This is a genomic window from Enterobacter sp. RHBSTW-00593 (genome assembly GCF_013784105.1).
In the GTDB taxonomy this organism is placed as follows: Bacteria; Pseudomonadota; Gammaproteobacteria; order Enterobacterales; family Enterobacteriaceae; genus Enterobacter; species Enterobacter ludwigii.
In genome coordinates this window covers 1,552,108-1,575,282 of sequence record NZ_CP056393.1, presented here as the reverse complement: position 1 = coordinate 1,575,282, position 23,175 = coordinate 1,552,108, and the positions used below count along the sequence as shown (strand labels likewise).

Annotated in this window: 16 protein-coding genes; 5 read left to right on the top strand and 11 right to left on the bottom strand. The window is 56.1% G+C overall.

Annotated features, from left to right (window positions below; translation table 11 throughout):
* Positions 1 to 43: 43 nt before the first annotated feature.
* From HV242_RS07385 to lrp, 9 genes are all read right to left on the bottom strand, one after another.
* Positions 44 to 1,192, bottom strand: coding sequence for an MFS transporter (locus tag HV242_RS07385; protein WP_014169376.1), 1,149 nt, complete (start codon positions 1,190 to 1,192; stop codon positions 44 to 46).
* Between the two features lie 274 nt (positions 1,193 to 1,466).
* Positions 1,467 to 2,330 (bottom strand): dimethyl sulfoxide reductase anchor subunit family protein, encoded by an 864-nt coding sequence (locus HV242_RS07380; RefSeq protein WP_014169375.1) that lies wholly within the window; start codon positions 2,328 to 2,330, stop codon positions 1,467 to 1,469.
* A 1-nt stretch (position 2,331) separates the two neighbouring features.
* Complete coding sequence (locus HV242_RS07375) at positions 2,332 to 2,949, bottom strand: DMSO/selenate family reductase complex B subunit (protein WP_014169373.1); 618 nt, start codon at positions 2,947 to 2,949, stop codon at positions 2,332 to 2,334.
* 10 nt (positions 2,950 to 2,959) lie between these two features.
* Complete coding sequence (gene dmsA, locus HV242_RS07370) at positions 2,960 to 5,401, bottom strand: dimethylsulfoxide reductase subunit A (protein WP_020884827.1); 2,442 nt, start codon at positions 5,399 to 5,401, stop codon at positions 2,960 to 2,962.
* A gap of 211 nt (positions 5,402 to 5,612) precedes the next feature.
* Positions 5,613 to 6,905 (bottom strand): serine--tRNA ligase, encoded by a 1,293-nt coding sequence (gene serS / locus HV242_RS07365; RefSeq protein ID WP_008499983.1) that lies wholly within the window; start codon positions 6,903 to 6,905, stop codon positions 5,613 to 5,615.
* A 92-nt stretch (positions 6,906 to 6,997) separates the two neighbouring features.
* Positions 6,998 to 8,341, bottom strand: a complete 1,344-nt coding sequence (gene rarA, locus HV242_RS07360) for a replication-associated recombination protein RarA (RefSeq protein WP_014169370.1) — start codon at positions 8,339 to 8,341, stop codon at positions 6,998 to 7,000.
* A gap of 9 nt (positions 8,342 to 8,350) precedes the next feature.
* Complete coding sequence (lolA, locus tag HV242_RS07355) at positions 8,351 to 8,965, bottom strand: outer membrane lipoprotein chaperone LolA (RefSeq protein ID WP_014169368.1); 615 nt, start codon at positions 8,963 to 8,965, stop codon at positions 8,351 to 8,353.
* 127 nt (positions 8,966 to 9,092) lie between these two features.
* Complete coding sequence (ftsK, locus tag HV242_RS07350) at positions 9,093 to 12,989, bottom strand: DNA translocase FtsK (protein ID WP_050736575.1); 3,897 nt, start codon at positions 12,987 to 12,989, stop codon at positions 9,093 to 9,095.
* A 135-nt stretch (positions 12,990 to 13,124) separates the two neighbouring features.
* Positions 13,125 to 13,619, bottom strand: coding sequence for a leucine-responsive transcriptional regulator Lrp (gene lrp, locus HV242_RS07345; protein WP_000228469.1), 495 nt, complete (start codon positions 13,617 to 13,619; stop codon positions 13,125 to 13,127).
* Between the two features lie 543 nt (positions 13,620 to 14,162).
* Between lrp and trxB the strand changes: the two genes are divergently transcribed.
* The 5 genes from trxB (at position 14,163) to infA (ending at position 19,987) form a co-directional block, all read left to right on the top strand.
* Positions 14,163 to 15,131, top strand: coding sequence for a thioredoxin-disulfide reductase (gene trxB / locus HV242_RS07340; protein WP_025204565.1), 969 nt, complete (start codon positions 14,163 to 14,165; stop codon positions 15,129 to 15,131).
* A gap of 114 nt (positions 15,132 to 15,245) precedes the next feature.
* The gene (cydD, locus tag HV242_RS07335) at positions 15,246 to 17,012 is read left to right on the top strand and encodes a heme ABC transporter permease/ATP-binding protein CydD (protein WP_020884832.1); all 1,767 of its coding nucleotides are present in this window, start codon (positions 15,246 to 15,248) and stop codon (positions 17,010 to 17,012) included.
* Positions 17,012 to 18,733, top strand: coding sequence for a heme ABC transporter ATP-binding protein/permease CydC (cydC, locus tag HV242_RS07330; protein ID WP_050736574.1), 1,722 nt, complete (start codon positions 17,012 to 17,014; stop codon positions 18,731 to 18,733). Before cydD ends, cydC begins: the two co-directional genes overlap by 1 nt.
* A gap of 46 nt (positions 18,734 to 18,779) precedes the next feature.
* A complete protein-coding gene (gene aat / locus HV242_RS07325; protein ID WP_014169362.1) occupies positions 18,780 to 19,484 on the top strand; it encodes a leucyl/phenylalanyl-tRNA--protein transferase in 705 nt (234 codons plus the stop codon).
* A 284-nt stretch (positions 19,485 to 19,768) separates the two neighbouring features.
* Positions 19,769 to 19,987 (top strand): translation initiation factor IF-1, encoded by a 219-nt coding sequence (gene infA, locus HV242_RS07320; protein WP_002211347.1) that lies wholly within the window; start codon positions 19,769 to 19,771, stop codon positions 19,985 to 19,987.
* Positions 19,988 to 20,057: 70 nt separating this feature from the next.
* Here the strand turns inward: infA and HV242_RS07315 are convergent, their stop codons facing one another.
* The gene (locus tag HV242_RS07315; protein ID WP_050736573.1) at positions 20,058 to 20,504 is read right to left on the bottom strand and encodes a hypothetical protein; all 447 of its coding nucleotides are present in this window, start codon (positions 20,502 to 20,504) and stop codon (positions 20,058 to 20,060) included.
* Positions 20,505 to 20,879: 375 nt separating this feature from the next.
* On the bottom strand, positions 20,880 to 23,159 hold the full coding sequence (gene clpA / locus HV242_RS07310; RefSeq protein WP_020884836.1) for an ATP-dependent Clp protease ATP-binding subunit ClpA: 2,280 nt from the start codon (positions 23,157 to 23,159) through the stop codon (positions 20,880 to 20,882).
* Positions 23,160 to 23,175: the final 16 nt, after the last annotated feature.

The window sequence follows — 23,175 nt, the reverse complement described above, 5'->3', positions numbered from 1 at the left end:
TGATGGGGACAAAAAAGCCAGTCATCGACTGGCTTTTTATTAATCAGGCATGCGCCACAGGCGTCGGGTGTTCTCCCACTTTGCGCAGCAGCATTAAGAGATAAATAAACGATACGCTGGCGATCATAATAAACAGCAAATTGTCGGAGTAATTCTGCATCAGCATCGCGGTAAAGGTCGGTCCCAGCAGGCTGCCGATGGTATAGCTCAGTAACAACGCCTGGTTCATTGCCACTAACTGGTGGTGTTCAACTTTCTCACAGGCCCAGGCCATCGCGACCGGATAGAGCGTAAAACCTGCGGCACCCAGAATAAACAGCGCAGGCGCCATCGCCGCATTGCTGAGCATGGCGAGACAGCCCATGATCACCACAAAAACCTGAACACGCAGCACCAGCAGGCGACCAAAGCGATCGGCCAGGCGTCCAATCGGCCACTGACCGACAATCCCCGCACTCACCATCACCGCCATCCAGAAACCGATCCCGGAATCGCTGACGCCCTGATGGTTCAGATAAAGCGGCATCAGGCCATACAGTGAACCAAGCACAATTCCGGAGATAATACAGCCGTTAACGCCAAGGCGCGCCTGACGCAGTCTCAGCATTGGCCAGACGTGGGTTGCTTCCTGGTGTTCGCTGTTCTGGTTCACAATGCGCGTAAAGAGCAGCGGCAGGATTGCTGCCAGCACCATTCCCGTCACCCACGGCAAAACGCTCATCAGGTCGGTTGGCAGTTTGCTCACCATCAGTTGACCAAGCACGGTACCGATGTAATAAACCATCATATAGGCTGCCAGCAGGCGTCCGCGGTTACGTGACGTGCCGCTGCACATCAGCGCGCTTTCAACCACCACCCAAATCATCGCGCAACCCACTCCGGCGATAAAGCGCCATACCATCCAGCTCCAGAAGCCGACCATCAGGCCCAGCCCGGCACATCCGACAGCGAAGAGCAGCGAGGCCAGATAATAGCTGCGGTTAAAACCAAAGCGTTTAATCAGGCTTCCTGTAACCAGCGTACCCAGCAGGTTGCCGGTAAAAAAGGACGAGCTGACCATACCCACCTGCCAGGTCGGTAAGTTTTCATGGGCGAGCCACAGCGGGACGAGCGTATTTAACACTGCGATCGCCAGGGTCAGCAGAAGCAGGCCACAGAGCAATAAAAGCACTGGCCGGGTATAGATGGTCATGGATTAAAAACCGTGAGGAAGTTCAGATTTCGTGCGCATCATGCCACTGGCAAAAACAAAGTCAATCCACTGATTTCACCGCCACGCACGATATGTTCCCTGTCGATTTAAAAAACTTATCCTGCTAATGCAACGCCTGCTATAGATATGAATTATGTATCTGTTTTTATTTATTAATGCCCGAAGTGAAAACAAAACGTCAGTCGAAAAATTTCATGATTAAAATAAAAAAAGCCGGGCGCTCCGTCCCGGCTTTATCTCACCCACGGCAACGCTAACTGGCGACGGCCATACCTACGGTCATATGCAAACCGTAGAACACACCGCGGCCGATCAGTTCACCTGCGAGGACCAACACAAAAGCCAGTGACAGGAGCGGCAGCGCGGGTTGATACCCCTTAAGCTGAGGCACAATCCAGCACACCAGTGCCGCCACCAGCAGTACCACGCGCCAGGCCATCAGCGAGCCGTATGCCGGCACCAGGGCAGACGCCTGCTGAACAGAGCTGTGAATGGTTGCCAGCTCCGCGCCCTGCATCAGGGTGACGACTGCGCTCACCACCAGCGCCAGCAGTGAAACGACAGGTAGCAAACGCATCGCCCAACCGTCAACACCCGCGACGCGCAGCAGCATGAAGCCAAGAAGCGGCCCACCAATAAACAGCGTCAGGAAGAAGCTCATCGGCGTCCAGATGCTGTACCAGGTCGGCACGGTGTCGATGGTGTTATAGACCCGCACCATCATCCACACAAACACCACGCCCAGCACCATCGTGACAATCAGCCACACGCTGCGCAGCCCTGCCGGCAATTTCTTCAGTGCTGCCAGCAGCCAACCCAGCCCACCCACAGCAAAGAAGATCGCCCCGCTGGCGATTTCATTACTGAGTGACGACGCGCCCACCCGGTTCAGGGAGTTGAACGCGCGCATTGGTGAGCCGAGGTGCAGCGTAGAGGCAATAAAGCCAATTCCCATCAGCACCCACAGGCCAAACATACTCAACACTAAACGTTGTTGTTGCTCAGCAGTGAGATTCCCTTTCAGCAGCGCCAGCGCGAGGACAATAAAACCGCCCGCCACACACTGCCCAAAGACCGTGAAGATCATCAGCGGCCATTCATGCCATCCACTTCCCATCTCACACCTCCTTCGGGTTTGCCAGGTAGCCGGTGGTATCCCCTGTCGGGCGGCTGTTGGCGTTAGGTTTAATCACGATGCTCGGCTTCGTGAAGTGCGCGGACGGCAGCGGTGCGACGGCTGCCAGCTGACCATGTTTTTTACGCAACTCGTCGATAGGACCGAAATCCAGCGCGCGCAGCGGGCAGGACTCCACGCAGATTGGCTTTTTGCCGTCTGCCACGCGGGTGTGGCAGCCGTCGCACTTGGTCATATGCCCTTTGGCGGCGTTGTACTGCGGGGCACCGTACGGACAGGCCATGTGGCAGTAGCGACAGCCGATGCAGACATCTTCATCCACCACCACAAACCCGTCGTCACGCTTGTGCATCGCCCCGCTCGGGCAGACCTTGGTACAGGCCGGGTCTTCGCAGTGGTTGCAGGCAATCGACAGGTAGTAGGCAAACACGTTCTGGTGCCAGACACCGTTGTCTTCCTGCCAGTCACCGCCCGCGTATTCATAAATACGGCGGAAGCTGACGTCCGGGGTTAAATCTTTGTAATCCTTGCAGGCGAGCTCGCAGGTTTTGCACCCGGTGCAGCGGCTGGAATCAATAAAAAATCCATACTGGGTTGTCATCGGTTACTCCTTACACCTTTTCAACCTGAACAAGGTTCGTGTGGGACGGGTTGCCCTTCGCCAGTGGCGACGGACGCTGCGTGGTCAGTACGTTAATACTGCCTGCCTGGTCGATGCGATTCGCATCCGGGCTATACCAGGCCCCTTCCCCCAGCGCGACAACGCCAGGCATCATGCGCGGAGTCACCTTGGCTTCAATGTGTACCTCACCGCGACCGTTAAAGATGCGCACGCGGTCGCCATTGCTGATCCCACGGGCTTTGGCATCCATCGGGTTAATCCACATCTCCTGACGGCAGGCAGCTTTCAGTACGTCGACGTTGCCATAGGTAGAGTGAACACGCGCTTTGTAGTGGAAGCCGGTCAACTGCAGCGGGAATTTCGCGGTCAGCGGATCGTTGTAGTTTTCAAAGCCCGGCGTGTAGATCGGCAGCGGATCGATAACATCCCCTTCCGGCAACTCCCAGGTAGAGGCAATTTTTGCCAGCTCTTCTGAATAAATTTCAATTTTGCCCGATGGCGTGGTCAGCGGATTGGCCTGCGGATCGTCACGGAAAGCTTTGTACGCCACGTGGTGGCCTTCCGGATCACGCTGTTTGTACATCCCCTGCTCACGGAAGGTATCGAAATCCGGGAGGTCAGGGATCGCTTTGCGGGAGAGTTCATGCAGATGGCGCATCCACCCTTCCTGCGTGCGCCCCTCGGTAAATTGCTGCTCAACGCCAAGACGTTTCGCCAGCTCAGAGGTCATCTCATAGATGGTTTTGCACTCAAAGCGAGGTTTAATGGCCTGATCGGTAAAGATAACGTAGGACATGTTGCCGCAGGAGGCATCCAGCGCGAAATCCATCTGCTCAGAGGCCGTGCAGTCCGGGAGAATAATATCGGCATATTTTGCCGAAGAAGTCATGTGGCAGTCGATCACCACAATCATCTCGCACTTCTTGTCATCCTGCAGGATTTCATGGGTGCGGTTAATTTCAGAATGCTGGTTGATGAGACAGTTGCCGGCGTAGTTCCAGATCATTTTGATCGGGACATCCAGCTTGTCCTTACCCCGCACGCCGTCACGCAGCGCAGTCATTTCCGGGCCGCGTTCAATGGCATCAGTCCACATAAACATGGAGATACTGGTCTGAACCGGGTTTTCCAGCGTCGGCATACGTTCAAACGGCACTTCATAGGAGCCTTCACGCGCACCCGTGTTACCGCCATGAATGCCCACGTTACCCGTCAGAATGGCGAGCATCGAAATGGCACGGGTGGCAATTTCACCGTTCGCATGACGCTGTGGACCCCAGCCCTGACTAATATAGGCCGGTTTAGCCGAGCCAATCTCGCGTGCCAGTTGAACAATACGGTCTACCGGAATTCCCGTGATGGTGGACGCCCATTCCGGCGTTTTGGCAATACCGTCGCTGCCCTGACCGAGAATATAGGCCTTATAGTGGCCATTAGCCGGCGCGCTGGCTGGCAATGTTTTCTCGTCATAACCGACGCAGTATTTATCGAGGAACGGCTGATCGACCAGATTTTCAGTGATCATCACCCACGCCAGCGCGGAGACCAGCGCAGCATCAGTGCCAGGACGAATCGGGATCCACTCATCTTCACGCCCTGCACCGGTGTCGGTATAGCGCGGGTCGATAATAATCATGCGGGCATTCGATTTGGCGCGCGCCTGTTCGAGGTAGTACGTTACCCCGCCACCGCTCATGCGCGTTTCACCCGGGTTGTTGCCGAACAGCACCACCAGCTTACTGTTTTCGATATCAGACGGGCTGTTACCGTCTGCCCAGCCACCGTAGGTGTAGTTCAGACCGGCGGCAATCTGCGCCGAAGAGTAGTCGCCATAATGGTTCAGATAACCGCCGCAGCAGTTCATCAGACGGGCCACCAGCGTTTTCCCCGGTGGCCAGGAGCGGGTCAGCGTGCCGCCGAGCGTCCCGGTGCCATAGTTCAGATAGATGGATTCGTTGCCGTAGTCTTTGATCAGACGCTGCATGTTCGTCGCGATGATGTCGTAGGCTTCATCCCAGCTAATGCGCTCGAACTTCCCTTCTCCACGCTTGCCAACGCGTTTCATCGGGTACTTCAGGCGGTCCGGGTTATAAACGCGACGACGCATTGAACGGCCGCGCAGGCAGGCGCGGACCTGATGTAACCCCTCGTAGTTATCGTCCCCGGTATTATCGGTTTCGACATATTTAATCTCACCATCCACCACATGCATACGCAGTGGACAACGGCTACCGCAGTTTACGGTACAGGCACTCCACACCACTTTTTCCGGGGTGGCCGGGGACAATGCATCCGCCGCCGACACCAGACGAGAAAAAGGGAGCGTAAAGGCGCTGCTGGCAACGGCCAGACCACCAATTGCCGTGGTTTTCATCAACCCACGGCGAGTGACCTCGGCAGCCATTAACGCTTCAGGCGCTTTGATTTTCATAGAGACTCACTTTGGTTGCTCACAAAGAAAAGAGAGGCGGCATATGCCGCTATATAGTTTTATATATAACGAATAACTTCGTTATTGGTTTTTTATGCTGACTTTCATTCGGAGGAGTATTACTACTTTGGAGGGAGGGGTTATTGCGTCGTATCAATTCTAAGGTATAAAAAAAGCGCCCTGAGGCGCTTTTTTGTTTCACGTCAAATCATTAACCGATGTACTGCTGGCCTTTCATGTATGGACGCAGCACTTCAGGGATCTCAATACGACCGTCCGCCTGCTGATAGTTTTCCAGCACGGCAACCAGTGTACGACCGACAGCCAGACCAGAACCGTTCAGGGTATGCACCAGACGGGTTTTCTTGTCAGACTTGCTGCGGCAACGTGCCTGCATACGACGCGCCTGGAAATCCCAGACGTTAGAGCAGGAGGAGATTTCACGGTAGGTATTCTGCGCAGGAACCCAGACTTCCAGGTCGAAGGTTTTGCAGGCACCAAAGCCCATATCACCGGTGCACAGCGCCATACGACGGTACGGCAGACCCAGCAGCTCCAGCACTTTCTCAGCGTGGCCGGTCATCTCTTCCAGCGCGTCCATCGACTCTTCCGGGCGGACAATCTGCACCATCTCTACTTTGTCGAACTGGTGCATACGGATCAGACCGCGGGTGTCGCGACCGTAAGAACCCGCTTCAGAACGGAAGCACGGAGAGTGTGCTGTCAGTTTGATTGGCAGGTCGTCTTCGTCGATGATCTCATCACGCACGAGGTTAGTCAGCGGCACTTCCGCAGTTGGGATCAGCGCGTAGTTGCTGCTGTCAGCTTCCTCGTCCAGCGGACGGGTGTGGAACAGATCGCCGGCAAATTTTGGCAGCTGGCCAGTACCGTACAGCGTATCGTGGTTAACCAGATACGGGACGTAGGTTTCACTGTAGCCATGCTGTTCGGTGTGCAGATCCAGCATAAACTGCGCCAGAGCGCGATGCAGATGAGCAATCTGGCCTTTCATCACAACGAAGCGAGAACCGGTCAGCTTAACTGCGGCCGCAAAGTCCAGGCCGGCATGCATTTCGCCCAGGGTCACATGATCGCGAACCTCGAAGTCGAACTCGCGAGGCGTACCCCAGCGTTTCACTTCAACGTTATCGTTTTCATCTTTACCGACAGGTACGCTATCGTCAGGAATGTTCGGGATCGCCAGCGCGATATCACGGATCTCGGCCTGAAGCACGTCCAGCTCCGCTTTCGCCTGATCCAGCTCTTCACCCAGTTTGTTCACTTCCAGGCGTAATGGCTCAATGTCTTCCCCGCGCGCTTTCGCCTGGCCGATGGATTTCGATCGAGAATTACGCTCTGCCTGCAGATTTTCAGTTTGTACCTGCAGAACTTTACGACGCTCTTCAAGAGCGCGCAGCTTATCTACATCCAGCTTAAAGCCCCGGCGTGCCAGTTTTTCAGCGACTGCGTCTGGCTCATTACGCAGCAGATTGGGATCGAGCATGCTTATCCTGTGCTTATCGAATTAAAATAGGAAAATGTGACCACAGCCTGCGGCCACAGGGATACATTGCCAACATTACCGCAACGATCGCACTAACGGTAGCGTTTTATAGGGCTATTTTGATCCTGTCCGGCGAGCCAGGCGAGCTTTTCGCCAATCTTGCCTTCAAGACCTCTGTTTGTGGGGTGATAATAGCGGGTTTGTGCCATCTCCTGCGGGAAATATTCCTCCCCGGCGGCGTAGGCATTGGGTTCGTCGTGGGCGTAGCGGTACTCCTGCCCATACCCCATCTCTTTCATCAGTTTGGTCGGCGCATTGCGCAGATGTACCGGCACGTCATAATCCGGGCGTTCACGAGCGTCGGACATGGCCGCTTTAAAGGCGGTATAGACAGCGTTACTTTTCGGTGCGCAGGCCAGATAAACAATCGCCTGAGCGATAGCACGCTCGCCTTCAGCAGGCCCGACGCGGGTAAAGCAGTCCCAGGCCGAAATAGCCACCTGCATGGCGCGCGGGTCGGCATTCCCGACATCCTCAGAGGCAATCGCCAGGCAGCGACGGGCCACATACAGCGGATCGCCACCGGCGGTGATAATGCGGGCATACCAGTAAAGCGCCGCATCGGGCGCGCTGCCGCGCACCGACTTATGCAGTGCCGAAATCAGATCGTAAAACCGATCGCCTTTATTGTCGAAACGCGCGCTGCGCTCCCCGGCGATTTCGGTGAGCAACGCCGGTTTCAGTACCCGTTTGCCGGACGCATCCACTTCGGCCATATCGGCCATCATTTCCAGCGTATTGAGTGCCCGGCGGGCGTCGCCGTTAACCAGCTCAGCGATCGCCCGGCGCGTGTCGTCAGGCAGAACGATATCCTGCCCGCCGTAGCCGCGCGCGTTATCGTTCATCGCCTGCGTGAGAACCTGTTCAATATCCTCCACGGTCAGGGATTTGAGCAGGTAAACACGTGCACGGGAAAGCAGTGCGGAATTGAGTTCAAACGACGGGTTTTCGGTGGTGGCACCGATGAAGAAAATGGTGCCGTCTTCAATGTGCGGCAGGAAAGCATCCTGCTGGCTTTTATTGAAACGGTGAACTTCGTCGACAAAGAGAATGGTACGTCGCCCGGCATTGCGGTTCTGCCGCGCACGTTCAATCGCCTCGCGGATCTCCTTCACGCCGGACGTGACCGCCGAGATGCGCTCGACATCCGCGTTAGCATAGCGGGCGATAACTTCCGCGAGCGTAGTTTTACCTGTACCGGGTGGGCCCCAGAGGATCATAGAGTGCAGATGCCCGGCCTCAATGGCACGCGGCAAGGGTTTCCCCGCAGCCAGCAGGTGTTGCTGGCCGATGTACTGCGCTAAATTTTCTGGCCGCATACGAGCGGCCAGAGGTTGAAACGCATTCTCAGAAAAATCGAGCGACAGATTGCTCACTCATGCCTCTTACTTGTTGCGCTGATCGTCCACCGTTACGCCCTGCGGCGGGGTAAAGGTGAATTTAGACGCGTCAACCGCGCCATTTTGCTGGGTCTTGAGCTGGTAGCTGCTACGCTGGTCGTCCTGCTCAACCGCACCAAACTGATTAATGGTTCCGTTGGTGCTCACGTTGATGGTGAACTGTTTCAGGTTGCCATTGCTGCCTTTCGGCGTCAGAACAAATTCATCACCATTCTGTTTGATATTGTACTGCTGCCAGTCGCTGGACTGGTTACGCGCAATCAGCATGAAAGGCGTATTGCTGGTCGCGTCTTTCAGCCAGGTCGCGGTAGCCTGCTCGACAAACGGGTTGTAGAACCACAGGGTCTTACCGTCAGAAACCAGGATGCTCTCATCCGGCTGAGTCATATGCCAGTTAAACAGATTCGGGCGTTTTACCCACAAATCCCCCTGACCTTCCTGCACCGCATTGCCACTGCCGTCAGTCACTTTTTGCGTGAAGCTGGCGTGGAAACTGCTCACTTTATCCAGTCGGCTTTTAAGGTCGCTGGCCGCATCAGCCCAGACGCTGCTGGCGACAAAACTGGTGAGTAATGCACAGGCGATTGCGATTTTTTTCATTGTTATTCCTTAAAATACGTCATCCCGATATGGGGTTCTGCCCTCTATTGTGTACCTGCCCGAAGGCAGGCGACAGAAGAAAATGCTTAATTTTGGCTGATTTACCCTTCTTTGCAATCACTGAAGGTTAATCAAACGGCGGCGGTGCCAGCACCTCACGGTTACCGTTGTGCCCCTGCTCGCTCACAATGCCCTGCGCTTCCATCTGCTCGATGATGCGCGCTGCGCGGTTGTAGCCGATGCGGAACTGACGCTGCACACCCGAGATAGAGGCTTTACGTTTTTCGGTGACGAAGTTAACCGCCTGGTCGAATAACGGATCCAGCTCCTCGCCGCCGTCCAGGCCACCACCGCCGCCTTCGCTTTCGCTGTCGGAGGTAATGCCATCAACATATTGCGGACGACCGCGCGCTTTCCAGTCCTGCACCACGGCGTGAACTTCCTGGTCGCGAACAAATGCGCCGTGAACACGCACCGGAGAGGTGGAGTTCGGGCCAGAGTAAAGCATGTCCCCCATACCCAGCAGCGACTCCGCGCCACCCTGGTCGAGAATAGTACGCGAGTCAATTTTGCTCGATACGGTAAACGCGATACGGGTTGGAATGTTCGCTTTGATCAGACCCGTAATAACGTCCACAGACGGACGCTGCGTCGCCAGAACCAGGTGGATGCCGGCCGCACGCGCTTTTTGCGCCAGACGTGCAATCAGCTCTTCCACTTTTTTACCGACGGTCATCATCAGGTCAGCGAATTCATCCACCAGCACGACGATGTAAGGCAGTTTTTCCAGCACCGGATGTTGGGCATCCATGCTGTCGCCCGGTTTCCAGTAAGGGTCCGGAATCGGACGGCCCATCCGTGCCGCTTCGGCGATTTTCTCGTTATAACCGGCAAGGTTACGCACGCCCAGCGCAGACATCAGCTTGTAGCGACGCTCCATCTCATTCACGCTCCAGCGCAGGGCATTGGCCGCGTCTTTCATGTCGGTAACCACTTCTGTCAGCAGATGCGGGATACCTTCATAGACCGACAGTTCCAGCATTTTCGGGTCGATCATGATGAAACGGACATCTTCCGGCTGCGCTTTATAGAGCATGCTGAGGATCATGGCGTTCACACCGACGGATTTACCGGAGCCGGTGGTACCTGCCACCAGCAGGTGAGGCATTTTTGCCAGATCGGCCACCACCGGCTCGCCCGCAATATCTTTACCCAGAACCACGCTCAGCGGTGACGGGTTATCGCGGAACTTCGCGTTATCCAGGACTTCGCGCAGGTAAACGGTCTGACGTTTCTTATTCGGCAGTTCAAGACCGACATAAGGTTTACCCGGAATAACCTCTACAACACGCACCGCCACGGTCGACAGAGACCGCGCCAGGTCACGGGAAAGGTTAGAAATACGCGCGGCTTTTACGCCTGGTGCCAGATTAAGTTCGAAGCGAGTGATCACCGGCCCTGGGGAGTAGTTGACCACATCAGCCTTGATACGGAAGTCCGCCAGACGCGCTTCCACCAGACGAGCCATCTGCTCAAGAGCAAAGGTATCGACCGGCTCGACTTCAGCCGGCGGTGGGGTTAACAGATCCAGCGACGGCAGAGGCGTGCTTGGACGCTGCAACGGACGGCTATCGCCGTTACGCATCAGCAGCGGGTGAATGAGACTCTCCTGCGGCTGTGCCTGAGGCTGCTGGAACTGCGGCGGCTGTGGTGGCTGCTGCGGTTGCGCGTAAGCCTGCGGCGCCGGTTGTTGCGGCTGTGCATACGCATGCGGTGCCGGTTGTTGCGGCTGTGCATACGCCTGCGGTGCCGGTTGCTGCGGCTGTGCATGCGCCTGCGGTGCCGGTTGTTGCGGCTGTGCATGCGCCTGCGGTGCCGGTTGTTGCGGCTGTGCATACGCCTGCGGCGCCGGTTGCTGCGGTTGTGCATACGCCTGCGGTGCCGGTTGTTGCGGCTGTGCATACGCTTGCGGCGCTGGCGCAGTCTGCGGACGCGTCGGTTCAGCGTCCGGCATCACGCTCGGCGTGAACAGCGGCTCGCTCGGGCCATCATCAACCAGATCTTTCATTGGCGAGAATTCAAAATCCGACAGCGAGAACGGATTCGCTCCGGCGGGCTGCTCTCCGGCATAACGCTGCTGCTGCGTGGCCGCGAACTGGCGCGCTAATTCCGCCTCAGCCGCGTCATCTTCGTCTTGCGGATGATGCACTTCATGCTGGTATTCTTCGCCATAGCGCTGATGCTGCTGCGCGGCGAACTGGCGCGCCAGTTCATCCTGATGCATTTCATCAACGTCATCTTCATACTCATTCTCGCGCGCTTTCTCCTCAGCCATACGCTGAGAAGGGAGCTTGATACCGTAGGAGGCCAGCTCACGCCGCGTTGGCACGCGAACACGGTTTGGGCGAGGTAACTGCGGGCCAATGCCCTCTTTCACCTGTGGACGTGGCGCACCGCCTGTGGCGAGGCTAAAGACCGGGGCTGCCGCAGCGGCTGCCGCTGTAGCCTGCTTCACGCTTTCAGCAACAGGTGCAATGGCAGGCGTTGGATCAACCGGAGGAACCGAAACAGAAGGTGCTTTGGTTACAGGCTCCTGCACCGGTTCAGGCACAGGCTGATACCAGGCCGCCAGCTGTTCACGCTCGCGGGCACGACGCTCTTCGACCTCTTCAAAATAGTACAATGGCGGACGAGACGGTTTCGCCTCTTCCACCACGTCAGGCTCCGGCTGAGGCGCTACGTATGGCTGTTCAGGTTCAACCGGCTCCGGCACGTACTCCTGATGAGGCTGTGCAGCAGGCTGCGCGTACTGCGGATATCCCTGAGGCTCATATGCCGGCTCCGGCTGATAAGGCTGCTGCCAGGCTTCCTGCTGGACAGGAATATAGCTCTCTGGCTCTGGCGCAATAACCGGCTCAGGCGTATGAACGCCAGGGGCGGTTTGCCACTCCACCTGAGGTTGCTGAATGGCGGATTCGGGTGGTGGAACCGGTGCTGAAGGCATCACCGCATCGGCTGGAGCGGCATACGCCTGTGAAGCCGTAGTGGCGGCGGCCGCTGCAGCGACCGGCTCGGTCACGGAGTGGCCATTTAACAGCGGGTCGTATTCATCAAACGCTCCCGGCGTGGCACGGTTGCCAGAGAAGAGCACATCGTTTGGATCGACAGCCGCACCGGCTGCACGATATTCAACCTGATCGTCTTCATCCATGCGTTTGCCGGAGAAGAGCGCCGCATCGGTTTTACGGCCTAGCGGGTTTGCAAATTTCTCGGCAACACGCTGACGACGCGCCAGCGCGCCTCGCATAATGCGGGCACGACGAGATTCGCGACGCTGAACGGGAGCATCGTCTTCCTCTTCGTACTCATCTTCATATTCATCTTCGTCAACCCACGTATCGTCGCGACGGGTACGGTTGCTGGCGAAGGTCAGGAGGGTAAGGATAAAGCTGCCAATCTTCTCGGCGATGCTCACCCACGACCAGCCGGTGAACAGCGTCAGTCCTGCCGCCCAGATACAGAGCAACGCAAGCGTGCCACCACTGCTGTGAAGCATGGGCTGTAGCGCAGAGCTCAACAGGCTGCCGATCACCCCGCCAGAGGCGAAATACCAGATATCATCGGCGTTGATAGCCGCCAGCCCACACGAGGTGAGGATCAGCGCCAGTGCGCCAATCAGGCGCAGCGACACCGCGAAATAGTCGATATAGTCATCGTTTTGACGATGGCGCCAGGCAAACCAGCATCCGCCAATGATAATGACGGGAAGGGTGTAGGCCATCACCCCGAAAATGAAGAAGAGCGTATCTGCAAGCCAGGCGCCGGGAACACCGCCTAAGTTATGGATAGGCTCATGCCAGGCGGTTTGTGACCAGCTGGGATCTGAGGGGTTGAAACTGAGTAGGGCTGCCATCAGCCAGACGGCAAAAAGGGCAATAACAATCAGCAAAGCCTCGAGGAGACGACGTCCGCTGCTTAGCTTCGATAATGTGACTTCTTTGTCTTCAGTGTATTCCTGGCTCAAGAAAGGCTCTCCAGGTATCAGGCATATCCTGCCTGTTTGCTAAAACGGACAACAGCGCCGGGTATCCCCGGCACTGTTGCTGTATGGATTAACAGGAGTGTAATCAAACTACACTGATTTTGCACCTGTTCCGTGTTAGCGCGTCTTAATAACCAGACGATTGCTCTGTTTGACTTCTTCCATCACCACATAGGTACGGGTGTCATTCACGCCCGGCAGACGCAGCAGGGTTTCACCCAGCAGCTTACGGTAGGCGGACATATCAGGCACACGGGTTTTCAACAGGTAGTCGAAATCACCGGATACCAGATGACACTCTTGAATTTCTTCAAGTTTTTGTACAGCGGCGTTAAATTGCTCAAACACATCCGGCGCACCACGATTCAGAGTAATCTCAACAAATACCAGAAGTGAGGCATCCAGATAATGCGGGTTCAACAGAGCCGTATAGCCCTGAATGAAACCCTGTCTTTCCAGTCGGCGCACACGCTCAAGGCACGGCGTCGGGGAAAGTCCCACACGTTTTGAAAGCTCGACGTTGGAAATACGCCCATCCTTTTGCAATTCATTAAGAATGTTACGATCGATACGGTCGAGATCTTTGCCAGGGCGCTTCTTGCTATCTACCATTATTATTGTCTCTCTGTATTCCTTCCCTACTCCTGCCTGGACCCTGTGCACATCACTGTTCAGAGCCTGTACCCGTTAGTCATCACATCGCCTGGTTATGTATTAGACGCGATGCGGATTCGGGTTCTGTTGGTAAGAAGACCGTTGCCCGAAGGCAGTCACCGATATCACGTATGGCGTCTGTCCACGCCATGCGTAGATTTCACTGACCCGGTAAAAATGGCATTTACGTGCATGCCTATGCGGCATGCGGTTAACGCGGTTTTTTTCTTCCTTGAATGTTTTCGCAAAAGCGCAGGGGATTGTCAAAGCAAAACATCGATTTTTAGTACAACATGCCGGATATTCATTACGGCAGGGTATTAATCCTCATTTTATTGCCGTACAAACGAGCGAATTTCGGCGCAAAGCGTGATGTTATAGCGCTTAATTCATCGTCGCTGGCTATTGCACATATCGATATCAAAATTGCTGCGCTCTTTTTTTACGGCAACAAATTCCCTACAATCCAGCCAAATGTCTGTCAACAACAATGGGGATCTCATGGGCACGGCCAAACACAGTAAGCTGCTAATTCTTGGTTCTGGACCTGCGGGATATACCGCGGCGGTCTATGCTGCACGCGCTAACCTGCAACCGGTTCTGATTACCGGCATGGAAAAAGGCGGTCAGCTGACCACCACCACGGAAGTGGAAAACTGGCCAGGCGACCCGAACGACCTGACCGGGCCGCTGCTGATGGAGCGTATGCACGAGCATGCGACGAAATTCGAAACCGAAATTCTGTTCGATCATATCAACAAGGTTGACCTGCAGAACCGTCCGTTCCGTCTGACGGGCGACAGTGGCGAGTACACCTGTGATGCGCTGATCATCGCGACCGGCGCTTCTGCCCGTTACCTCGGTCTGCCGTCTGAAGAAGCATTCAAAGGCCGTGGCGTCTCCGCCTGCGCAACCTGCGATGGTTTCTTCTATCGCAACCAGAAAGTGGCGGTTATCGGTGGCGGCAACACTGCCGTGGAAGAAGCCCTTTATCTGGCGAACATCGCCTCTGAAGTGCACCTGATCCACCGTCGTGACACCTTCCGCGCAGAGAAGATCCTGATCAAACGTCTGATGGATAAAGTGGCGAGTGGCAATATCGTGCTGCACACCAACCGTACCCTGGAAGAAGTCACGGGCGATCAGATGGGCGTTGCCGGTCTGCGTATTCGTGATACCCAGAACACCGATAACGTCGAAACGCTGGAAGTGGCGGGTCTGTTTGTGGCGATCGGTCACAGCCCGAACACCGCGATTTTCGAGGGGCAACTGGAGCTGGAAAACGGCTACATCAAAGTGCAGTCCGGTATTCACGGCAACGCGACCCAGACCAGCATTCCTGGCGTATTCGCTGCTGGCGATGTGATGGACCATATCTACCGTCAGGCGATCACCTCTGCTGGCACCGGCTGTATGGCCGCGCTGGACGCGGAACGCTACCTCGACGGGCTGGCGGAACAAGGTAAATAATCTTTACAAGTCAGTAACAAACGTAAATAAAGGCGGCGATAAGTCGCCTTTATTGTCTCTCCGTTGTAACATTGCGCTGCCCAACTTCTAATAACGTCACCTGCTAAGTACGCAATGGAAAAAACCCGTCAACAAGAGTTAACACGCTGGCTGAAACAGCAAAGCGTTCTTTCCCGCCGCTGGCTAACCATCTCCCGTTTTCTGGGGTTTGTCAGTGGTCTGTTGATTGTTGCCCAGGCATGGCTGCTGGCCCGCATTCTTAATCACATGATCATGGAGAACATTCCGCGCGAAGCGCTCCTGTTACCCTTTATCGTCCTGATCCTGATTTTTGTTCTTCGTGCCTGGGTGGTCTGGCTGCGTGAGCGCGTGGGTTTTCACGCCGGACAGCATATCCGCTATGAGATCCGCCGTCAGGTGCTTGACCGCCTTCAGGAGGCCGGTCCGGCGTGGATCCAGGGTAAACCCGCGGGAAGCTGGGCGACGCTGATCCTTGAGCAGATTGACGATATGCATGACTACTATGCGCGCTATCTGCCACAGATGGCGCTAGCCGTCTTCGTTCCGTTGCTGATTGTCATCGCCATTTTCCCGGTCAACTGGATGGCAGCGCTGATCCTGCTGGGCACAGCCCCGCTGATCCCGCTGTTTATGGCGCTGGTGGGCATGGGCGCCGCGGATGCTAACCGACGTAACTTTCTGGCTCTGGGTCGCTTAAGCGGCCATTTCCTTGACCGTCTGCGCGGCATGGAAACGTTGCGCATTTTTGGCCGCGGTGAAGCGGAAACTGAAAATATCCGCCTCGCATCGCAGGATTTCCGTCAGCGCACCATGGAAGTGTTACGTCTGGCGTTTCTCTCCTCCGGCGTACTCGAATTCTTTACCTCGCTGTCGATTGCGCTCGTGGCGGTCTACTTTGGCTTCTCATATCTCGGCGCGCTGGATTTTGGCCACTACGGCACGGCGGTGACCCTTTCAGCCGGTTTCCTTGCGCTGATACTGGCCCCCGAATTTTTCCAGCCGCTTCGCGATCTGGGCACCTTCTATCATGCAAAAGCGCAGGCCGTGGGCGCGGCTGACAGCCTGAAGACGTTTATGGAAACGCCACTGGCGCATCCGGAACGCGGTGACGTGACGCTGAACGCCAAAGAGCCGGTTACCCTTGAAGCGCGTGATTTCTCCATTCTGTCGCCTGAAGGCAACGTGCTGGCAGGCCCGCTTAACTTTACCCTTCCGGCCGGAAAACGTGTGGTACTCGTAGGCATCAGTGGTTCAGGGAAAAGCTCTCTGCTCAATGCGCTATCAGGTTTTATGGCCTACACCGGATCGCTGCGGATCAACCAAACTGAACTGCGCGATCTCGATCCGCTTGCCTGGCGTAAACAGCTTAGCTGGGTGGGACAAAACCCTCAGCTTCCTGCCGCCACGCTGCGAGACAATGTGCTGCTGGCTCGCCCGGACGCGCGTGACGATGAACTGCAATCCGTGCTCGACCGCGCCTGGGTCAGCGAGTTTCTGCCGCAGCTTCCGCAGGGTGTCGATACCGTTGTCGGTGACCAGTCTGCCGGCCTGTCAGTCGGTCAGGCCCAGCGTGTGGCGGTTGCCCGCGCGCTGCTTAACCCATGCCAGCTCATGCTGCTCGACGAGCCAGCAGCGAGCCTTGACGCACACAGTGAGCAACGCGTCATGGATGCCCTGAATGCGGCCTCGCGGCAGCAGACCACCCTGATGGTCACCCATCAGCTGGAAGGTATTGCTGACTGGGATCAGATCTGGGTCATGGAAAATGGTCATATTGTTGAGCAAGGCGATTACGCCTCTCTCGTTGCCGCGCAGGGCCCGTTTGCCACCCTGCTGGCAAACCGTCAGGAGGATATCTGATGCGTGCTCTGCTTCCCTATCTTGCGCTCTATAAACGCCATAAATGGATGCTGCTGCTGGGCATTGTGCTGGCGATTGTTACCCTGCTTGCCAGCATCGGTCTGCTTACGCTCTCCGGCTGGTTCTTGTCCGCTTCGGCCGTCGCGGGGTTCGCGGGTTTATACAGCTTTAACTATATGCTTCCGGCGGCAGGCGTTCGCGGCACCGCAATCACGCGTACTGCCGGACGTTATTTTGAGCGTCTGGTCAGCCACGACGCCACTTTCCGCGTGCTACAGCACCTGCGCATTTACACCTTCAGCAAACTGTTACCCCTCTCCCCTGCCGGGCTGGCGCGTTTTCGTCAGGGTGAGTTACTCAACCGTGTCGTAGCCGATGTCGACACGCTGGATCACCTTTACCTGCGCGTCATCTCGCCCATCGTGGGGGCGTTTGTGGTGATTGTGGTGGTCACGCTGGGGTTGTCGGTTCTGGACGTTCCCGTTGCGCTCACGCTGGGTGGCATCATGCTGCTGACGCTGATTATCCTGCCACCGCTGTTTTATCGTGCAGGTAAATCCACCGGAGAGAACCTGACGCGACTGCGCGGCGACTACCGACAGCAGCTGACATCCTGGCTGCAGGGACAGGCGGAACTGACCATTTTTGGTGCCAGCACGCGTTATCGCAGTCAAATGGAAAGCACTGAGCTGAACTGGCACGAAGCCCAGCGCCGCCAGTCGGAGCTGACGGCATTCTCCCAGGCGCTGATGATGTTAATCGGCGGCGTGGCGGTCATCGCCATGCTGTGGATGGCTTCAGGTGGCGTAGGCGGGAATACCCAGCCCGGCCCTCTGATTGCCCTCTTCGTTTTCTGCGCCCTGGCCGCGTTTGAAGCGCTGGCCCCGGTGACGGGCGCCTTCCAGCATCTCGGACAGGTCATCGCTTCTGCCCTGCGCATCACCCAGATTGCCGAGCAGGAGCCGGAGGTTACATTCAGCGGCGCTCAGACCGCCGTGCCGACGCAGGTTGCGCTGACCCTGGATAACGTCACCTTTGCCTATGAAAAACAGGCGCAGAACGCGCTGGAAGGGATCACGCTGTCTGTTAAAGCAGGCCAGCGGATTGCGCTCCTCGGTCGTACCGGTTGCGGTAAATCCACCCTTCTTCAGTTGCTGACCCGCGCCTGGGATCCGCAGCACGGTCAGATTCGGTTTAACGATACGCCGCTGACCGACTTCAGCGAACAGACGCTGCGCAAGACCGTGAGCGTGGTTCCGCAGCGCGTGCACCTCTTCAGCGCGACGCTGCGTGATAACCTGCTGCTCGCGGCACCTCAGGCCTCCGACGATGATCTGCGCGCCATGCTGGAGCAGGTTGGGCTGCAAAAACTGCTTGAGAACGATGGGCTGAACGGCTGGCTCGGGGAAGGCGGTCGTCAGCTCTCCGGCGGCGAGTTGCGCCGTCTGGCGATTGCACGCGCGTTGCTGCACGATGCGCCGCTGATGCTGCTTGATGAACCCACCGAAGGGCTGGACGCAACAACCGAGAGCCAAATCCTTGATTTACTGGCCCATGTTATGACCGGAAAAACCGTGCTGATGGTCACCCACCGCCTGCGCGGGCTGGCGAGTTTTGATCAGATAATTGTGATGGACAACGGACATATTATTGAGCAAGGTAGTCACACAGAACTGTTGGCGAAACAGGGTCGCTACTACCAGTTTAAACAGCGTCTGTAGACTATATTTGTACCGATCCTAACTCGCGTATTGGAGTTCTGCTGTCATGCGCCTGGTCCAGCTTTCTCGTCATAACATCGCGTTCCCTTCGCCGGAGGGAGCGCTGCGTGAACCTAATGGGCTGCTGGCCCTTGGCGGCGACCTCAGTCCTGCGCGGCTTTTGATGGCTTACCAGCGCGGCATTTTCCCGTGGTTTTCACCCGGCGACCCGATTTTATGGTGGTCGCCCGATCCCCGTGCCGTGCTGTGGCCGGCGCAGTTTCACCTGAGCCGCAGCATGAAGCGTTTCCATGCGAAATCACCCTACCGCGTCACCCTGAATCATGCCTTCGGTCAGGTCATTGAAGGCTGTGCCGAAGACCGTCATGAAGGAACCTGGATCACCCGCGATATCATTACCGCCTATCACCAGCTGCATGAGCTGGGTTTCGCGCACTCCATTGAAGTCTGGCAAGACGGTGAACTCGTCGGCGGGATGTATGGCGTTGCGCAGGGGACGCTGTTTTGCGGCGAATCAATGTTCTCCCGTGCCGTGAATGCCTCGAAAACCGCGCTGCTGATCTTCTGCCAGGAGTTTGCCCAGCGCGGCGGAAAACTAATGGATTGCCAGGTCCTCAATGAGCATACGGCCTCGCTCGGCGCGGTTGAAATCCCCCGCCGCCACTACATAGAACATCTGGACGTTTGCCGTCAGGAGAAGCTCCCGCGAGACTTCTGGGTACCAAGAACGCTCTTTATGCCCAATGCCTAAATGTTTTCCGCATATTTTTTGTGAGGGTGTTATAATTATGCCGCAGAGTAGGTTCTGCCTGTTGCCTCGCCGCCGTTTGGGTCCTCCGCTTCAGATAACGTCCTGACGTTTATCCTGTTGTATCCCCTTTACGAATGCGCTTTCCGTTCGGTTGTACCGTGACGCTTGGGCAATGCGCCGAAACTATTTTGCTGCGTTTTAAACGCGCAATTCTTTACTTAATTGATGAATTTCGGCATTATCTTGCCGGTTCAAAACTTGGTAGTGATACCCCAGAGGATTAGATGGCCAAAGAAGACAATATTGAAATGCAGGGTACCGTACTTGATACGTTGCCTAACACCATGTTTCGCGTAGAGCTGGAAAACGGTCACGTGGTAACTGCGCACATCTCCGGTAAAATGCGCAAAAACTATATCCGCATTTTAACGGGCGACAAAGTGACTGTTGAACTGACCCCGTACGACCTGAGCAAAGGCCGCATTGTCTTCCGTAGTCGCTAATTGTTTTCGCCTGTAATGGCAGATGAATATATAAAGGTCGGGTTAACCCCGGCCTTTTTTATTTAACGGTTTAATGCCGGGCAGGAAGATGTATTGTCATGCGGGGCTGCGCCGGCGTGATTAAATCCCCGGCCATGGAATGCGCCATATCATGCAGCAATCCCGTCAGGTGCGGCAGCATATCCCGATCAAAATGGGACACCAGCAGCACGTGGTTTACTGCCCGGCAGTAGTCGCACTTTGTTTCGGTATCTTCCAGAAGCCACGCTTTTTGTCGCGGTGGTTCAGCGTCCTCCTCAAATTCCACTATCTGAAAATCACGCATTGATTCTGTGAGTCCGGTTTTGACTTCTTCCAGATACGCGCCTAAACAGCGGCACACGGCCTGCGTTTGCGGGTGGGCGTTGCAGTCCAGCAGAATTTCGGTGAGCAGCATGCAGCGCCCGGCCAGGGTCGGGAGATCGGGGTTGAGGGAGAGTTCGCTGTAGAGCTGGGAGAAACAGTTTTCTGTATTCATTGGGTAATACCTTCACACACGTTGAGTTACCACCGCAGGAAACGCCAGATTCGCTGGCGGCGGACGAAAAGGAATTGGCGTACCAGTGTGTGTGCTACTGGCGCTTCAAAAGAAGCTTCCGATTCGCCCGCCAGATGCAGAATTATACCCTTTTCCTTAGGGCGAACGAAGCCTGCAGCAATTGTGCTGCTCACACACTTTCAGGACGCCAATCCTGGCACCTGATTTTGCAGATGCGTCGCCATTCTAGGACTGTGAATTTATACAGCAATGAGTGAGATGAAAATATGGAAAGCGCCTCGCAAAGTTTCGGTGCGGGCAGGCATAAAAAAACCGGGCAGTGAATTGCCCGGTTTTTAAGACTAATGCAGGAAATCAGTGAGCCGCTTCCGGCTTGTGCTTCTGCGCACTCTGGAAATCGTACGTCAGCTCATTCTTCTCCTGGTCCAGCGCGACCGTCACCTGACCGCCGTCTACCAGCAAGCCAAACAGCAGCTCGTTCGCCAGCGGTTTCTTCAGGTTGTCCTGAATCACACGCGCCATTGGACGGGCACCCATCGCACGGTCGTAGCCTTTCTCAGCCAGCCAGTTGCGGGCCTCCTGGCTCACTTCCAGCGACACGCCTTTCTGATCCAGCTGAACCTGCAGTTCGACGATGAACTTATCCACTACCTGATGGATAACCTCGGTAGAGAGGTGATCGAACCAGATGATGTTGTCCAGACGGTTACGGAACTCCGGCGTAAAGATCTTCTTGATCTCTTCCATCGCATCGGTGCTGTTATCCTGATGGATAAGGCCGATAGATTTGCGCTCCGTTTCACGTACACCGGCGTTGGTGGTCATTACCAGCACTACGTTGCGGAAGTCCGCCTTGCGCCCGTTGTTATCGGTCAGCGTCCCGTTGTCCATCACCTGCAGCAGGATGTTGAACACGTCCGGGTGCGCTTTCTCAATTTCATCGAGCAGCAGTACCGCGTGCGGATGCTTGATCACCGCGTCGGTTAACAGACCGCCCTGGTCAAAGCCCACATAGCCCGGAGGCGCACCAATCAAACGGCTGACGGTGTGACGCTCCATGTACTCGGACATATCAAAACGCAGCAGCTCAATGCCCAGCGCTTTGGAGAGTTGAACCGTGACCTCGGTTTTCCCCACACCGGTCGGACCGGCGAACAGGAAGGAACCGACAGGCTTATGTTCATGCCCCAGTCCGGCACGGGCCATCTTGATGGCTTCGGTCAAAGCCTCAATGGCTTTATCCTGCCCAAAGACCAACATTTTCAGGCGATTGCCAAGGGTGCGCAGCGTGTCACGGTCGCTCTGAGAAACGCTCTTCTCAGGGATACGCGCGATACGGGCCACCACGGTCTCGATATCCGCCACGTTAACGGTTTTCTTACGCTTGCTGGCTGGCATCAGACGCGCACGCGCCCCTGCCTCATCAATCACGTCAATGGCCTTATCCGGCAGATGACGATCGTTGATGTATTTCACCGCCAGCTCCACCGCCGCACGTACCGCTTTGGCGGTATAACGCACATCGTGGTGTGCTTCGTACTTCGGTTTCAGACCGTTGATGATCTGCACGGTTTCTTCAACAGAGGGTTCAGTCACATCGATTTTCTGGAAGCGACGCGCCAGGGCACGATCTTTCTCAAAGATGTTGCTGAACTCCTGATACGTTGTGGAACCAATCACGCGGATCTTACCGCTGGAGAGCAGCGGTTTGATCAGGTTAGCGGCATCCACCTGGCCACCCGAGGCCGCACCGGCACCGATGATGGTGTGGATCTCATCGATAAACAGAATGCTGTTGGTGTCCTGCTCAAGCTGTTTCAAAAGCGCCTTAAAGCGTTTTTCAAAATCGCCGCGGTATTTAGTGCCCGCCAGCAGCGAGCCAATGTCCAGCGAGTAGATGGTGCAATCGGCAATCACTTCCGGTACGTCGCCCTGCACAATACGCCAGGCGAGACCCTCGGCAATCGCGGTTTTACCGACGCCGGATTCACCCACCAGCAGCGGGTTGTTCTTGCGGCGACGGCACAATACCTGGATCGCGCGCTCCAGCTCTTTATCGCGACCAATCAGCGGGTCGATACCGCCAACGCGAGCAAGCTGGTTGAGATTGGTGGTGAAGTTTTCCATACGATCCTCCCCGCCTGCTTGCTCTTCATTGTTATTGACCTGATTGCTGGAATCCGATGCCTGGTTCGGCTCGTCTTTACGCGTTCCGTGAGAGATAAAGTTAACCACGTCGAGTCGGCTGACTTCGTGTTTGCGCAGCAGGTAGGCAGCCTGTGACTCCTGCTCGCTGAAGATGGCGACCAGCACATTTGCGCCCGTCACTTCGCTACGTCCGGAAGACTGGACGTGGAAGACCGCACGCTGCAACACGCGCTGGAAGCTGAGCGTCGGCTGCGTGTCGCGCTCTTCTTCACTGGCTGGCAGCACCGGTGTGGTTTGTTCGATGAAGGCTTCGAGTTCCTGACGTAGCGCCACCAGATCCACGGAGCAGGCTTCCAGCGCTTCGCGGGCAGATGGGTTGCTAAGCAGTGCGAGCAGTAAATGCTCGACGGTCATAAACTCATGTCGGTGCTCACGCGCTCTGGCGAAAGCCATATTTAAACTGAGTTCCAGTTCTTGATTGAGCATAGGCACCTCCCCCAAA